11 protein-coding genes are annotated in these 14,542 nt (G+C 48.3%); 7 read left to right on the top strand and 4 right to left on the bottom strand.

Annotated features, from left to right (window positions below; genetic code table 11):
• Positions 1 to 210 precede the first annotated feature (210 nt).
• On the top strand, positions 211 to 1,344 hold the full coding sequence (locus QUA07_RS11195) for a succinylglutamate desuccinylase/aspartoacylase family protein (RefSeq protein WP_333325039.1): 1,134 nt from the start codon (positions 211 to 213) through the stop codon (positions 1,342 to 1,344).
• A gap of 65 nt (positions 1,345 to 1,409) precedes the next feature.
• Here QUA07_RS11195 and QUA07_RS11190 read toward each other — a convergent pair whose 3' ends face one another.
• On the bottom strand, positions 1,410 to 2,174 hold the full coding sequence (locus tag QUA07_RS11190; protein WP_333324985.1) for a sulfotransferase domain-containing protein: 765 nt from the start codon (positions 2,172 to 2,174) through the stop codon (positions 1,410 to 1,412).
• A 105-nt stretch (positions 2,175 to 2,279) separates the two neighbouring features.
• Here QUA07_RS11190 and QUA07_RS11185 point away from each other — a divergent pair, with 105 nt between their 5' ends.
• The 5 genes from QUA07_RS11185 to QUA07_RS11165 all read left to right on the top strand — a co-directional run bounded on the left by QUA07_RS11185 (position 2,280) and on the right by QUA07_RS11165 (position 10,613).
• Complete coding sequence (locus tag QUA07_RS11185; RefSeq protein WP_333324983.1) at positions 2,280 to 2,486, top strand: hypothetical protein; 207 nt, start codon at positions 2,280 to 2,282, stop codon at positions 2,484 to 2,486.
• 377 nt (positions 2,487 to 2,863) lie between these two features.
• On the top strand, positions 2,864 to 8,140 hold the full coding sequence (gene hpsA, locus QUA07_RS11180; protein WP_333324981.1) for a hormogonium polysaccharide biosynthesis protein HpsA: 5,277 nt from the start codon (positions 2,864 to 2,866) through the stop codon (positions 8,138 to 8,140).
• A gap of 40 nt (positions 8,141 to 8,180) precedes the next feature.
• Complete coding sequence (locus tag QUA07_RS11175; protein ID WP_333324979.1) at positions 8,181 to 8,798, top strand: prepilin-type N-terminal cleavage/methylation domain-containing protein; 618 nt, start codon at positions 8,181 to 8,183, stop codon at positions 8,796 to 8,798.
• Positions 8,799 to 8,857: 59 nt separating this feature from the next.
• Positions 8,858 to 9,931 (top strand): hormogonium polysaccharide secretion pseudopilin HpsC, encoded by a 1,074-nt coding sequence (gene hpsC / locus QUA07_RS11170; protein ID WP_333324977.1) that lies wholly within the window; start codon positions 8,858 to 8,860, stop codon positions 9,929 to 9,931.
• Positions 9,932 to 9,989: 58 nt separating this feature from the next.
• The gene (locus QUA07_RS11165; protein ID WP_333324975.1) at positions 9,990 to 10,613 is read left to right on the top strand and encodes a prepilin-type N-terminal cleavage/methylation domain-containing protein; all 624 of its coding nucleotides are present in this window, start codon (positions 9,990 to 9,992) and stop codon (positions 10,611 to 10,613) included.
• A 308-nt stretch (positions 10,614 to 10,921) separates the two neighbouring features.
• Here the strand turns inward: QUA07_RS11165 and QUA07_RS11160 are convergent, their stop codons facing one another.
• Entirely contained in the window at positions 10,922 to 11,710 is a 789-nt protein-coding gene (locus tag QUA07_RS11160) for a cobalt-precorrin-6A reductase (RefSeq protein WP_333324973.1), read from the bottom strand.
• 228 nt (positions 11,711 to 11,938) lie between these two features.
• On the opposite strand from QUA07_RS11160, the gene QUA07_RS11155 reads away from it, so the two are divergent.
• Complete coding sequence (locus QUA07_RS11155; RefSeq protein ID WP_333324971.1) at positions 11,939 to 12,757, top strand: tetratricopeptide repeat protein; 819 nt, start codon at positions 11,939 to 11,941, stop codon at positions 12,755 to 12,757.
• Positions 12,758 to 13,065: 308 nt separating this feature from the next.
• Here the strand turns inward: QUA07_RS11155 and QUA07_RS11150 are convergent, their stop codons facing one another.
• Positions 13,066 to 13,302, bottom strand: coding sequence for a hypothetical protein (locus tag QUA07_RS11150; protein ID WP_333324968.1), 237 nt, complete (start codon positions 13,300 to 13,302; stop codon positions 13,066 to 13,068).
• Between the two features lie 357 nt (positions 13,303 to 13,659).
• Positions 13,660 to 14,445, bottom strand: coding sequence for a TIGR01548 family HAD-type hydrolase (locus tag QUA07_RS11145; protein WP_333324966.1), 786 nt, complete (start codon positions 14,443 to 14,445; stop codon positions 13,660 to 13,662).
• Positions 14,446 to 14,542 lie beyond the last annotated feature (97 nt).

Genomic DNA, 14,542 nt, shown 5'->3' with positions numbered 1-14,542 from the left:
GCAGTTGGCAGTTGGCAGTTGGCAGTTGGCAGTTGGCAGTTGGCAGTTGGCAGTTGGCAGTTGGCAGTTGGCAGTTGGCAGTTGACTGTTGGCAGTTGGCAGTTGGCAGAAGAAATAAAAAAAATTGTGCCTTCTTCCCTCTTCCTGACATCCGTTACATCCGTTACATCCGTTACAGAATCCGTTGCCGAACTTCCCTCTTCTTTCTCTATGATTCCAGTTATTTCGACTATTCCTCTGGTGCAGCTTGCTTCGGGCGATCGACTTTCACTGCAAGTCTATCAGTTTCAAGGTGCGATTCCGGGCAAAAAAGCTTATCTGCAATCTAACCTCCACGGCGCTGAGATTAGTGGTAATGCGGTTATTTACCAATTAATTGAGTTTTTAAGGTCTTTGGACAGCAGCCAGTTAAGCGGGGAAATTTGGCTGGTTCCGGTTTGCAATCCTGTGGGTGTAAGTCAGCGATCGCACCATTTTTCTCCTGGTCGCTACAATCTTTATGATGGGGTAAATTGGAACCGGATTTTCTGGGATTTTGAAAAGCAAGGGGAAGATATTCTGGGTTTTGCTAATTCTCACATTCACCTCGATGCCGATACTGTCAAAGTTAATTACAGAAAAGCGATTGCTTTGAGTTTTGCGAAAGAGTTGGCAAAAATTAATGCTCCTAGTTGCCGCCCCTACAGCGAACTTTACCGATATCAGCTACAATCTTTGTGTTTGGATGCGGATTATGTGCTGGATTTGCACAGTTCTACGAATCAAAGTTTAGATTATCTTTACTGTTTTAATTCCCGCGAGGAGAGTGCGAAAGCTTTGTTGCTCGATCGCGCTATCTTGATGGATGAGTACGATGGGGATGCTTTTGACGAGGCGTTTCTCAAGCCTTGGCTGGCTTTGGAGAAGGTTTTGGCCCAGTTGGGAAGTGCGATCCAATTTGATGTGGAAGCTTGGACTTTAGAATTAGGTTCGGGGATGGAAATGAATCCCGATTCGGTGGCTAATGGCTTGCGGGGCATCAAAAATTACTTAGCAAGTAAGGGTTTATTGAAAATTGATGGATTTCCTCTCCCGGAAACTGCGAATCATCAAGTTATTTTCACCCCCAAGAATTCGGTGTTCAAATACTACGCGCCGGCGGGCGGGATGATTCAAAATCGAGTGGAATTGGGGAGTTTTGTCAAAAAGGGCGATCGGCTTTATCAAATTCTCAGCTTTAATAAGAATGGGGAATTTCCCAGTTTGGTTGATGTTTGTGCGGAGTCGAATGTTTTCATTTTTGATGTTTCGACCAATCAGTCAGTAAATCAAGGAGAGTATGTGTTGTCGGTGATGGCAGATTGAGAATACTAAGAAACCGCGATTTTGTAGGGGCGGTGCCAAGAATGCCCGCCCCCTCCCACTCAAGATTAGTCCCAGCCGAAGTCTCGATCGCACAATTCGGCTAGTCTTTGGTTGTGCGATCGAAAATATGCTCTCAATTGCTCGTATACTGTCTCGCTGATGGGGGGATATTGGGTGGCGTTGTATTTTTCGTAGGTTTGTAGTTGGTGTGGCGGTAAATCTAGAAATTCTAAGACGCTGTTGTATGTGCCGAAGGGATTGGTATATAAGTCTTCGCTTTTGAGGATTAAAAGTTGTGATTTGGGAAAAAGTTTCATCCAGGCTGGGAGTTGATCGGCGTAAATGCCGCGGGTTAGATAGCTGTGATGTTGGTGTTCGTAACTGTAGTAGTTTGGGTTGGCTATTAGTTTTTCTATTTCGCCTTTGAGTCTTTCGGGCTCGGCGGCGATCGCACTTTCTAATGATAGGGATTCGTAGCCTATTTTGATATAGTAATAATAGTGGGAGATTGCGCGTTCTACTGGGTTTCTCAGCAGGGCGATTATTTTAACTTTCGGACATAAATCATAAATTCGCTGGGGAACTTGGGGGTGACAAATGTAGTAGGGGCTGGCTTCTCCGGTTACTAGATTTTCGCCTGTTTGGGGCTGGGGAAATTGGGCATAGTACCAGTCTGGGCTTTTGTCGAATTTTAAGTCGAAGTAATGGATTTCTTTTTGGGCGGCGGGGGCGATTTGGGGATGTTGGATTAAGTAATTGTACAGGGATGTTGTGCCGCCTTTTTGGGCACCGATGATGATGAAGTCGGGGGGTTTGGAGGGTTGTTTCATGGGTGGGGATGGTAGGTTTATATTTTGCAATTGTACTGACAGTGTTTCGGATTTGGCATTTGTACCGATAGTCCGCCGGGGGGGCAAACGAAAATTCGATCGCACTTGGAGGCATTACCACAATTCGATCGCACTTGGAGGCATTACCACAATTCGATCGCACTTGGGGGGATTACCACAATTCGATCGCACTTGGAGGCATTACCACAATTCGATCGCACTTGGGGGCATTACGGCAACTCGATCGCCCAATTTACATTTGAGCGCACGGATACGCCTAATTACAATTCGATCGCCCACTCTACATTCTAGATTCCGGTGGTTGAAACCGAGCCTAAACAAACAAAGCCTGCAAGGGATGGGCAATACGTTGGATAAGATCGCGATCACTGTTTTTGGGTGATCAAATTCACTCGCGCTCTTGGTACTGACATTTCTATTTAACTCGATTAGAGTGGAGTTAGGGAACTCTCATCCTTGCGGGGCAAATCTTTCTCTGAAAAATATATTATCGGTGGCGATTTTGCTTGGGGGTTTGTGGGTTTTATTTTTCAGCCAAGGTACAGATTTAAATTTGTGCAAGAGGCTGATATGCAAGTTGCGGAAAATGGGAACAATAAAGATGGGATTGTACTGTCGAGCAGTAAGTACCAGCAATACCATCTCTGAAATTATTCAGGAAGGCGTCAATGTTTAAGAGCAAATTATCCAGAGTTATCGTATCCCTGCTGCGGCGGATTGCTGGTGTTACCAGATCCGGGGCCAAGCGGCTGATGAGAGCAATGCTGCAAACCCTGATGGCTATGGGCCGGAGGGCGAGACTGCCGGTGGCGGGGTTTGTGCTGCCCACGGTGACGATGGTGTTGCTGGTAGTGATTTTGTTGACTGTGGCGATTACCCTGCGATCGTTCGATCGGGCTAATACGGCGCGTAACGTGCGCGTGAACCAGCAGGTGCTGGCGGCCGCGACTCCCGCGCTCGATCGGGCAAAAGCAAAAATTGAATATATGCTGCGGGAAGACCCGCAAAGGCCGACGGCTACTCCGTCAGATACGGAATTGTACCGGATGATGTCGGCTTATGATGCCACAAATGACTTTTATAAGTTCGCGGACGAGCAGCGGCTGATACTCAGGTTTCCCGTCAACAATGGTACTACTCTGGTTAACGCGGGCGATCCTCAAGGCCCGCTGGTTAACCAAGCTAACCAAGAAAATGAAGCTATAAATACGGCGTGGAGATATCCCGTTGATACCAACAACGACGGCAAATTTGACACTTTTACTCTTTACGGAATATACTTTCGCACCCCAAGAACCCAGAGAGCGAGAACAGCAATAGAGGCCAGAACGCCCCCAATGGAGACAGGAACTCTCAACCCGGCTTGCACCCAAGGAGAAGGAACAATTGCACGTTTGGTGGGTACCTCTGGTTGGCAGAGAGCTAGCAATGGCAGATTCCAGAAAAGCTTCTTTGTTTACACGGTTAACGTTCCCATAACACCAAACGATATCCAAACAAGCGCGTTGGATGCTACTAAATATGAAGCTTTTAAGGGAACTTCCAGCGTATCTGCCCTAGAATACCAACAAGACCAGAGCCGCATTCCCCTCAGCAACAACGCGGTTGTGTACGAAGACGATCTAGATATATCTCCTGGTGTTTCGCTAAATCTAAACGGGCGGATACTGACAAATAGTAACTTATTGGTATCGCCTTTGGGCAATGCCCAACTTAGACTATTTCAAGTCAGCAGCAAGCAATCTTGTTTTTACGAGGCAGACAATAGCAAAATTGTTGTAGGAGGTAATGTAGTAAACGGGTGGGCGGCCAACTCAACGACTCAAAATCCTGTGCTAGTAGATCTTTTCAAAAGCATTACTAGCGACCCAAACCAGCCGGGTTCGGACAATGCTACAATTAACAACGCTACCAATCAATCTGTTAGGCAAAACAGTCTTCAGGTACTCTACAACAACAACGCTTATTCCAATCGTTTAAATGCGTTGGTACAAGCTCAACTGCTAGCAGATACAACAGGTGCGAACGACCCGGTTTCTGTTCAGCAAGCGGTCCTGAATGGTCAGACTCGCGATCAAGCACTGCAAGATTATTTTAAAGCACGGCTGCGGAAAGTTCCTTTTGCAGAAGTACCTCCGGGAACACCAAACGGAGGAGTCAATCCGGCAAATGCTCCCTTCATTATTCAAGACGCTGGTGTGGATAGCCTGAGACCCATTCCTCTCTGGAGCCTTCCTACTACTGAAACGGCACCTAACGTAAGCGCTCTCACGGGACCGACTAATCTCAATATCCGTCCCGCTCAGCTACCATCGCGAAACCCCGGTGATATACAGCCGGGTGCCAGCGAACTAAATTTGGGCGAACGAGTCGTCGTCGGCAACAACTTGCCACAACAGCGATGGAACGGCACCAAGTTTATCAGTGACTCACAACAGGTAGACGGCACAACTCAATGGACAGGAGGCGGAATTCGCACCCGCACACCACAAGTGATCAAACTTGCTAACGTGGGAGACACCGATCGCGGTAACGGTACAGGCGAAGCACCACCGGCAACCAATCCTCCTTACAGAGACGGTTTCTGGGAAAGAACAGCGGCTGAAATACCGGCAACTCCCCTGGACGCTGTTGGTGGCCTGCGGGTAATTACCAGCGCCGGAGTGTACGATCGCACTAATTCCTTCCTGCCGCCGCCCAGTTGGATAGATGCTGGTACTGCGAGATTGAAGAGCGGCCCCGCTAATATCGCAACCCTTCCAGTACCCGCAAATACTTACGACGACCCAGCAACGGCGGCGGTGGAACTGTACCCCGTCGTCTGGCCGGACTCGATGCCGATGTCACCCTTGGGGCAGGGGTCGGATGTGTACGATAATCTAACTGGTAACTGGAGAAGATGGGTGAATGCACCGCCAGCAGTGGCCCCAGCAGTGCCGCCCGTAGTAGTCGCACAGCCAAACTTGAGCGATCTGCCGGCAACACAAACAAACCCGAATTTTTCTTTTGTTGCTGAAAACCCCTTGAGCTCTCGCCAATTTGCCAAAGGCGACTTGCGGATGCGGGCAACGGCAGTTTATCACTACGCAAACAACGGCTACAATCCCACAACGCTAGCAGCCGCACCAGCAGGAACCCAACCACAGCAAACCCCCGTGGCCTGTATAAGCAGCTACTACGACCCCAGCAACGCTTCTACAGCCAGAAACCTCCTAGGGCTGACGGATATCAGCGGAGATGTAATACCACGATCATTGGTCACACGGGGAGTACAGCAGGCATTTATCGGCTCAAACAATGGCATAACCTACGGCCCCCCGACGGCCAGACTGGCACCCGCTACTTCTAGGCTGAACGCCAATGGATTGCTGGAGAATGGAGACCCTATTTTGGAAGCCCAGGCCAACTTAGTCTTTCCCGACGGTCGGTTTGCCAACGGGCCGTTGAGAACTGCCCTCCAAGTGCCTGATGGCCAGCGCACCCTAGCACAAAAAGCCGCTATTGACTCGACTAATTGCGCGCTACAGATACTTGACGGCACGATCGCCCGCGGTGCCCAACTGATGCCCATTCCCGACGGGGCAATTCAAGAAGTAGCATTTTTGAACGGCAGAGAAATCAAGGCCAGCGATGCCGACAACCCTGCCACGCTCGTTAACGAAGCCTTTACCCTCAGCAGTCCGGCTTCAAACGATCCCGTGCCTGCCAGGGCCCAACAAGCCGCCACTTTAACAGGCAATTACAACCAACCCCTAGAAGAACGGGAACCCTTAGAAATTCGGGCTACTCAGTTAGACATCGCTCTCTTGCGCGGGCCCAATCCCATTGCAGGACCCAACGCTACTGCACCCGAGTGGTTGCTGCCCAACAGCGGGATTATCTATGCCAGCCGAGATGACGCATTGCCAGATCGCAGCGCTCGCACTCTCAATAATGGGTTAGTGCCACCGCAGATCGATGAAACTACAAGCAAAAGAATCAGTCCCACAGACTATCAGCTCGATCCCACCCGCAAGCCTAACGGCATTGTCCTGATTAACGGACAGCAGCTATTTCGCGGTGGCGCCACCCCCACAGCATCTAATAATCTCAATGCTATAGTTAGAGAAAAAGGACTGACATTTGTATCGAATTTGCCGGTTTACATCAAAAACAACTTTAACCTTCACGGCAACATCCCGCCCGCCCCTCCGGGTACTACAGCCGCTTTTACGCCAGTAGAAGAGTTTACTGAGACGTTAAGCACTGTAGCCCCTATTTGGGGAAATTTTTACACGCGCAACAACCAGCTTAACACCAACTTTGCCTGCCGTGCGGGCGACCCGAGGCTCCCGCAATGCACCAACGGCGACTTCTGGAGACCGGCAACTGTACTGGCAGACTCACTAACCCTCCTATCACAAAATTACCGTTTTGGCTTCCGCAACGAAGGAGATTTTGACCTGAGAAACAATGCTGGCCCTGCTGCTGTGTGGCCACGGCGACAGCAAGGATTTTTCAACAACAACTATGTCACTAACGGACTTTCCAGTGGCGCGTTCTTACCGTCCGGCAATTTAGCTGCCCCTGCTGCTGCCAATGCGCTGACAGATGCTACCTACAGCGCTGCTTTTGCCAACGGGTTGTTGACGAGTTCTTACTTCAACAACTTTGTCACTCCCGTCCAGCGGCGTGGGAATTTCCCACAGTACGTGATGGAAACCTGCACAAAACTGCCGGTGGCTGCGTGTACTGATAATGACTGGTTTGTTAATCCTCTGGCAGCACAACCACTCACCGCAGCCGATGCCATCACCTCTGCTCCAAATTATGGAACACCTGTTAACAATACTTCTGTTTATCAAGCTGGGTCAACGGTAGATCCGCCACTGCCACAATTGCAGCGATTCCCCCGCCGTATAGCTTTTCAAAGAAACCCCACCCCTACTCCCCCCGCCACTACTCCCCCCGCCAACGCGTTGCTAAATCCCGCCACTCCCGCGCCTTTAGGGATTGCTGCAGGAGGACTTATCACACCAGGAATTCTCGGTGCTCCCAGAGCTAATTCTCTGTGGTTTGCCGGAAGTAATGGGCCTGCCGTCAACTTCGATAACGCCAGTCTCCCCTATGTGGTCAATCGCAGTACCACCCCTGCCAACACAGCAGACGGAGCAAATGTACCGCTACCACCAGTGGCAGCAACATCAGCACCTCCCAATTCGGCAATAGGATCGGTAGCAAACCCAGCGCCAACTGCACTACCAGCAGCCTATAACGGGTCGCAGCCGCTACTGCTCCCAGTCCCGCAGATCCAAACTCAGTCAGTAGCTAATCCTACAGGCGGGAATACCATGCCAAGAGGCACAACTAATGCCCGATTTACAGGCTGGATACCCCAGGCTGTAAATACCACCTTCAATCTGATCGTCGCAGCGGGTGACACTCCTTCACGGACACTTGATGTCGGCTTCACCACAGGAGACTTTAACGGTGGCTTGCAAAACTTACCCCGATTCTTGGAAAGCTGGAATAACGGGGGCTCTATTACCAACATCCGAGGCTCATTCATTCAGCTAAACCGCAGCGCCTTTAGCACAGCACCTTACCAGCCAATTCTGCCAGGCGCCGTTATATCTAGCGTGTTTCAGCTTCAGGGAGCAGGCCCTCTCCCTCCGCCCCTAGCTATCACAAATACGTACAACACTGATACAGGTGCTGGGTTGCTTCCCTATTTCAGCCCGCCCACCCGGAACTGGGGTTATGACGTGGGTTTGCTATCTCAGCCACCTGATTTATTTACCCAAAAGTTCACTACTCCTTCCATAAGGACTCAGCCTGCTGAATATTTCAGGGAAGTACCTCGCAATGACACTTGGGTTACAACTCTCATGTGCGGAGTTGTAGCTCCCGATCAGCCCAATGGGGGTAATAACGCGACTGCTATGAGAAGTAACTGCCCCACTTAACCCTCTAACTTTCTGCCTAGCAATTACTGGAGTTTTCTATATGACTGACCAACAACAACACCAAAATTTATCACAGTCGCGAGATGGCGGCTACACGATTATCGAGTCATTGGTAGCGATGATTGTGGTTTCGGTGCTGATGATTGCGATAGCCCCGGTGATGGCTTTCTCAGTAGCAACTCGCGTGCAAGCGCGGCGGACGGAACTCGCCACCCAGGGGGGGAAAGCTTACATTGATGCACTCAGAACAGGTGCAATCCGACCAACCGGCTCAACCGCGCCGGGGTTTCCTAAGTTTGATGCTAACCAAAATCCAGCCGCTCCTGGAAGCCTGGCTGGTTTGTACTGTTATAACTTAGATGATACCCCCGCCTGTAATGGTAGCAAAGACTTTTTCATTCAGGGTATTCGTGATGTTAACAATAATCCGACAGACACGGGCTATTCTTTAATAGTTCGCGTTTACAGAGCCGATGCTGTGGCGCCTCTATTGACAGACCAGCAATCAGTTGCTAATGGGCTCGGTAACTCTAAAGCCCCTTTGGTGGTAATGAAGACAGAAATCCCACCTACTACTAATGGAGGTAGTTCGGCGCGTCAATCATTATGTTCTCGCCTAAACCCCAATGGAACAATTAACCCCTCTGTCTGTAAGTAATCAAAGCCTTGTTATTAAATCAAAATCCCTCTCCTCAATTGGCTAAGGAAGAAGTCAAAATGAAAAATTTACTCAGGTTGCTTCTGAAAACTCAACAGCAGCAAAACCGCTCTAAGCAAGCTCAAACAGAAAAGGGTATGACTCTGGTCGAGCTATTAGTCGGAGCAATTATGGCGTTTTTAATCATCACCCCAATGCTCGGCTTTGTAGTTGATATGCTGAATACCGACAGGAGGGAACAAGTCAAATCAAACACCGAGCAAGATGTTCAAGCGGCGGTTGATTTCATTGCCCAAGATTTAAATCAAGCTATTTATATTTACGATAATAACACCCTCAATAATGCCGCTAGCGATGGAACTCCTGGTATCAGATCTCAACTTCCCAATCCCGCTGGGGGAACTCCTATTCTCGTCTTCTGGAAACGGCAGCAGATTACAAAGGCTGTCTCGGTTGATACTAACCCTACTACTCGCACACTGCCAATAAATTGTACTCCAGCTACTTGCAACGATACCTATGTACGATCTTTAGTGGCTTACTATTTGGTTAGAGATAATACCCCTAGTATATGGTGTCAGCCGTCAGGAGCCAGTTGCCCATCACGCATAGAGCGCTATGAAATTAAAGAGGGTGTGCGAAATCCCAACTCACCCGATCCGGTTAATCAACCATACTACAACAATAATGAGGCTAACCCTAATCAACGAGTAAGCCCAGCTTTTAACTCAAATTTTGACTTTAGCCAACCAAGGAGGAGGGTGACAACTCCAGCGGGATTCGCAGATCCAAGTTTTATAGGGCAAAATCCTCAAGTGCTGGTTAATTATATAGACCACACTGTGGTGCCACCAAACGAGCCACAAGAATGCGAAAAAGCTCTCGGCAATCCCACTGCCACAGTACCAGGGCAACTCGCACCAGTCGCAGTCCTAGAATCAACGCTAAGAGTAAGCGACCCAGTTAATAGCTTCTACGCTTGTGTAGATACAGCGAGGAACCTAGCCAGAGTAACTATCAGAGGAAATAGCCTCCGCCGCCTTCAAGCAGATGCTAGTTATAACCCCAACAATCAGGCATATTTCCCAACAGCAAGCGTGCAAGTACAAGGTCGAGGCGCGTTAGGAAGGTAACTGATGCCTAAAGCACATTTCCGAATCGCCTCCCGCCGATAAACAATAAGAGATTACCATGAAAACCCCACCAATATTATTAAAACTTTTGCATAACTCTGCTGCCAAAGCCAGCCCTAAATTCAACAAAACTGCATCCAAAAAAGGCGATGGAGGATTCACGCTTCTAGAAGTGCTCGTGATAGTGTTGCTCATAGGTATATTTAGCTCGATCGCCGCTCCAAGCTGGCAGGGATTCATCAACAGACAAAGAGTTCGCACTGTCAACGATCGCGTTCTCCAATCATTACGACTGGCACAAAGCGAAGCAAAGCGAACTAAGAGCGATAGAGTAGTTACATTAAATCCATTGGTTGACCCGCCAACAGCCACGATTAAGACAGAGCCTGCCCAAAACCCTCCCCTACAAACAGTGACTTTCGACGCTGGAGGCGAAATTAAACCTGGACAGGTTAAACTTTCTGTTGCTAGCTGTCCTCCTAATAGTGCGTGCACGGCTGCTACACAACTTACTTTTAATTATAACGGTATAGTCGATCCCAGCAATTCAAATAATCCAACATTACCTTTTGTGGTAACAGTTTCTACTGTTAACGGTGGTGCTAAGCAGTGTGCGATCGTGGAAACTCTCCTAGGAGGAATGAGAACTGCTGAAGGAAATGATTGCCGAACGCTACCATAGTTTTCAATAAATTTAATCTTAATCTCTAACAGCAATTCCGCATAAGTTCTGAATTGCTAAAATATATTAACTTAAATTATTTTATATTTCAAATCCTATTAAAACAGTGAAAATATGCAGCTAGAACTAAAACGAATAATCATCCAGCCAGGAAATCAACTATTACTCAAAGACATAACCTGACCGATGTTTGAAACCCTACTAATATCATTTCCGGTAACACCGGAATGATGTTGACGGTTGACTGTTGACAGTGAACAGTCAACAGTCAACTCGAATTTACTATTCCGATGCTAACGAATTTGATATTATAACTGCTTAACTAACCAAGCGATCGCCCCTTCAACATCAGCAACCTGCTCAACATCAGGAATCGGCGGCCGCTGCACCATCACCACCGGAATTCCCAGTTCCCTAGCCGCCACAATTTTCGCATAAGTAGCACCGCCCCCGCTGTTTTTACTAACAATAGTATCAATCTGATATTCTAATAATAATTGACGCTCATCTTCCAAAGAAAAAGGCCCCCTTGCTAATAACAATTTACCATTAGGAATAGGAGTATTGAGTGCCGGAGGATCGATCGCCCGCATCAAAAACCAAATAGCATCCAAACCAGCAAAAGCAGCCAATTCCTGCCTACCAATAGTCAGAAACACCCGCTGAGACAGCCCTAATAAAGCCCTTGCAGCCTCCGAGTGGCCCGCAACATCAATCCAGCGATCGCCCTCCACCCTCTCCCAAGCGGGACGCACCAGCATCAAATAGGGCACATTACATTCAGCAGCAGCAACAGCAGCATTAGCAGAAATCTGAGCCGCAAACGGATGAGTAGCATCGATTAAAAAGTCGATCGGGCGATCCTCTCCGTTGGCGTAGCCCCCGTAGGGGCGGGCTGCGCGATCGAGCAAAAACTCCGCCAGCCCAGCCGCCCCACCAAACCCCCCAATTCGCACCGTACCCATTTTTGGGGTAAAAGGCTGTTGAGTGCGTCCTGCTAGCGAAGAAACCACCTCTATTTCAGCAATTTGAGACGCTCTGACCGCCAATTCAGCAGCATCCCCCGTCCCCCCCAAAATTAGCAACCGTTTTTTCATAAAATTAGTCCTAATACCAATTTAATGTGAATTTGCACATATCTCGATCCCCCTAAATCCCCCTTAAGAAGGGGGACTTTGAGAAGAATCTTGTCCCCCCTTTATTAAGGGGGGCGCCAGGGTGATCGGATTCTATGCAACCTCATAAAAAATTGGTATAACTTATCCAAGCAACGCCCGCAAATTCGGTTAATAATATGTTTAATAAAGTTTAAACCGCCAACAACAATGATTCGCTCACTTTTGACATTTTTCACAGTATTAATTGTAACCGGGTTAGTATGGTTGGGAAATATCGGCCCCGTTGCCGCACAAGTACAACCAACAGATATCACCGATCCTCAACAGGAATTGGGAGAACTCGTTCAAAAAGCTTTTGAAGCTACAAATGAAGGCAAATTTCCCGCTGCAGAAACTTTTTGGACTCAAATCATTGACAAATTTCCCTCACAAGCCGCCGCTTGGAGCAACCGAGGCAACTCTAGAGTCAGCCAAAACAAACTACAAGCAGCTATTTTAGACTACGAAAGAGCGATCGAGCTAGCACCCGACGCCCCCGATCCATACCTCAACCGCGGCACCGCCTTAGAAGGTTTAGGACGGTGGGAAGAGGCGATCGCCGACTACAATCATGTACTAGAATTAGACTCCCAAGATCCAGCCGCCTACAACAACCGAGGCAACGCCGAAGCAGGTTTAGGACAATGGGAACAAGCAATTGCCGACTACAACAAAGCCTTTGAATTAGCCCCCGAATACGCCTTTGCCCGCGCCAACCACGCCCTCGCACTTTATCAAAACGGGCAAACCAAAGAAGCAATTCGCAACATGAAAAACATCGTCCGCAGATACCCCCAATTTGCCGACATGAGAGCCGCCCTCAGCGCCTGTCTTTGGGAAGCAGGAAAGCGCGGCGAAGCTGAGAGCAATTGGGTAGCCGCGATCGGCCTCGACTCCCGCTACAAAGACCTCGATTGGGTTGCCAATAACCGCCGCTGGCCACCACTTGCAGTCAGTGCATTAGACAAATTCTTGCACTTAAAATAATCTCACAACGCCAATGAAAAATTGCGAGCATCCCGATAATTGTGGCATATAATTCCTCAAAGGGATGATCCAAAAACTTGTCAAATGTCACCCGAAGATATATAGCAATCCTCGCATCATTTGTGAATTTCTTCTTACTCCCTCCCCTTGATAAGGGGAGGGTTGGGGTGGGGTCAAACCTTTACGACTCCTGCAAGAATTGCTATAGCAAGAAATAAACTATTGAAGAACAATTCTAACTCTTCTTCCCTGTTTCTTCTTTCCTCAATATTCACCAGTACACCGCTCATTGCTAAACTTCTTTATTCTCAAAACTCGTATTCCACATCTCCAGCAACAATCCTATCTGTCACCAACATTCTGTATAGTTCCAGTTCTTCAACAGTAACCTTTCCGTCAGCCCAAATCGCTCTCTTGATGTCTTCCATTTCATGCTTAGATATCTTGCCGTCAGCAACAGCTCGCTCGATTTTGACTTGGAGCTTTTCTAGTTGCCGAGTTTCTTCCGGCGTAGGTTGTTTATCACTCGATCGCGAAACTAACATAGTGGCACTCTCCTAGAGATTGACCTCTCCTCTGTACTAAGCCGCCGCAGCAGATATTGTCAACTCAAAGATGCAAAAATTGACAAATAAATGTAACAAAACTACATTTACTTGTCAATAAAATAAGGTGCAATATTATTTAACAAAGTTACATTTGTTTGTCAATAATATCCATGCCGGTTGTATCGGAATGATTAAACAGCAGAGGACACAGAGGATACAGAGAAAGGGAAGAGAGAGATGAATAATTCCGATGCGAACGGATTTGATATAATATCCGGTTCGCTAGGCGCACTCTACAGGAATTGTTTGTCAACAAAATAAGGTGCCGAATGCGTAGCCTACAGACTGACTGGCCTACTGAACTAACTCTCGAATCCGCGCAGCGGTCAACTCTTCGACATTCCTGAAAACCGCTGCAGCACCCGCATTTTCCAGCCCTGCAGCATAAGCCTCGCAGCGCACAGCATCATCCAAAACATGAGGCGGCAAAATTCCGATTCCCAGCCAAACCCGATTTGCTTGCACTTCCCGCGCCTTCACAACCGTGTAAATATCCGCAACAGTATCTCCCGCGTAAATCACCGGCAAATTTTCTTCTAAACCGTGCAGATTTTCCAACTGTTCAATTGCCGCGAAAAGTCCAGCCGGATCGGGTTTTCCCGGTGCATCTTCCATCGCCACCAACACCGGGGAATTTAAACTCAGTTTCCCTGACAAAACATAAGCAGCTTCATCCCGCATCGCCCCGCTAAAAAAGCCCCAAACCATGCCCCCAACCGTTAAATTTTCCAGGTAAGCCGGACTTAACAACAGCGGTTCATCACAAATGTAACCAGTCCAATTTTTCTCATCAGGCCCGCGATAGCGACTTTGGAAAAAAGCCACTAATTCGTCATAGTTGAGAGCGAGTTCGTTTCTCGATCGCCCAATTCCCTCAAAATAACGGCAAACTAACTCGAAAGACGCCTGCCAGTCATTATTCCACACTCCCTCAGACTTCAGAGAGTCAATATCGAGAGAATTCGGGCGAAAAGCGCCCGCCGTGAAATGTTCCACCGCATCCGCAATTGCCCGCCGGTAGGAACCGGACACATCCCGCACCACACCGTCAATGTCAAAAACTACAATAACTCTGTTCACAACTTAAACTATCCTTGTACCTAGGGCCGGTGAGAACCCAAATTTTATCTGTTCCCAGCCCCTGAGTGGCGCTAAAACCAGCCGCGCCACAAAACTT

The organism is Microcoleus sp. T3_A4, assembly GCF_036700465.1.
In the GTDB taxonomy this organism is placed as follows: Bacteria; Cyanobacteriota; Cyanobacteriia; order Cyanobacteriales; family Microcoleaceae; genus Microcoleus.
Note: the sequence above shows the minus strand (reverse complement) of the source record. Positions and strands in the feature narration are given on the sequence as shown.